Source organism: Kitasatospora sp. NPDC101183, from assembly GCF_044767945.1.
Lineage (GTDB): Bacteria > Actinomycetota > Actinomycetes > Streptomycetales > Streptomycetaceae > Kitasatospora.
Genome location: NZ_JBIWOW010000065.1, coordinates 1 through 1,443 on the forward strand (window position 1 = coordinate 1; position 1,443 = coordinate 1,443).

A 1,443-nucleotide genomic window follows, 5' to 3' on the forward strand; every position below is an offset into this window, starting at 1 on the left:
CAATGCCGGTGACTTATGACTTAGGTCGTGTCCGTTCCGGCAATCGTGACGATTGCCGGAGCGGGTGGCGGCCAGTTGCGGTGTTCGGCCCGTTTCAGGGGCCAGTTGGACATCTTGCGTTTGATGACTCGTGGGCAGGATCGCCGGCGCCGTTCGGGTAGGAGGCGTTCGCCGATCTCAGCCAGGGTGCGGGTCAGCGCCCTGGCGAGTGTGCCGGGGGGAAAGCGCCGCCTGGGCGGGGACCTGGCGGCGTACGACCCGCAGGCTGCGGGTGAAGGAGAGTCGGTCGGGGTCCAGGCCCTCGTTCAGGGCGGCCTGGTGCATCAGCTGCCGGATGGCGTGGTGGACCAGGAGGAGTCCGTAGATCTCCTGCTCCACTCCCCACGGGTACTTCGAGCGCAGGACGAGTTTGGGGCCGCGCTGGTGGGTCTTGATCTCGTCCAGCGTGGTTTCGATCTCCCAGCGCTGGGCGTAGAGCGCTGCCAGCTCGGCCGCCGGTGCCGTCTCGGGGTCGAGGATGGTGGTGACCAGCCGGTAGACGCTCTGGTCGCCGGTCGGGGCCAGGGTGTACTCGACGACCCGCACGGTCACCGGGTTGCGGCGGCTCTTTCGGTCCGGTTCGGCGTGGACGGTGCTGAGGTAGGAGCCGTCGTCCAGGACCCGCAGCACGGGCAGGGCGGCGCTCTTGCGCACCCGCCACAGCAGGTCCGCGCCGCTCGCCCGGGCGGCCTGCCACAGCTCGAACCCGTAGAAGCCGCGGTCGGCCAGCAGCAGCATCCCCTCCCGCAGAAGAGGGAACAGCTGCCGGGACAGCGACTGCTCACTGACCGACAGCGGGCCAACGGCGGCACCGAACATCGCATGAGTGCCGCACTCGGCCAGCCCCACCATCCTGGCCTGCGGAAACGCACTGGCCCCACGGCCGGATACGTGCCGGCCGAAGAACCCGGTGTTGGCGTCGGTGTCGGCCAGGTCCAGGCAGGTGCCGTCCACTGCCACCACACGCCACCGCCGGTACCAGGCGCCCGTTGTCTCGGGCACGGCCACCGGACGGCAGACCCGGGCGAACAGCACCTTCAGCGGCTCGACGCCCAGCCGGCGCCGGGCCCGGCCGATCGCGGCGGTCGTGGGCACCCGCCACGACCGCCGCCCGTCCCCGAGTCCCTCGCCCAGCAGCCGGGCGACCTCCTCGTAGCCCTGCCCGAAGAACAGGCACATCGCCAGCACGAAGTACACGACCACCCGCGCCGGCAGCAGACGGCTACGTTTCTCACCCCGCCCGGTCTCAGCGATCACCTCATCGACCAGCCCCGGCGGAAACGCCCGGGTCAGCACCCCGATCGCGATCCGGTCCGACAACCGCTCACCCGCAGGCGCCTTGACCTGCCCCACCCTCGCCACACCACAACCAACGAGGCTCAGGCACCAAAGTCACCGGCATTG

At 70.3% G+C, this 1,443-nt stretch carries 1 protein-coding gene; it reads right to left on the reverse strand.

Features of this window, described 5'->3' with window-relative positions; all coding sequences use genetic code 11:
* Positions 1-177 precede the first annotated feature (177 nt).
* Positions 178-1,401, reverse strand: coding sequence for an IS4 family transposase (locus ACIRRS_RS38305; protein WP_402981712.1), 1,224 nt, complete (start codon positions 1,399-1,401; stop codon positions 178-180).
* Positions 1,402-1,443 lie beyond the last annotated feature (42 nt).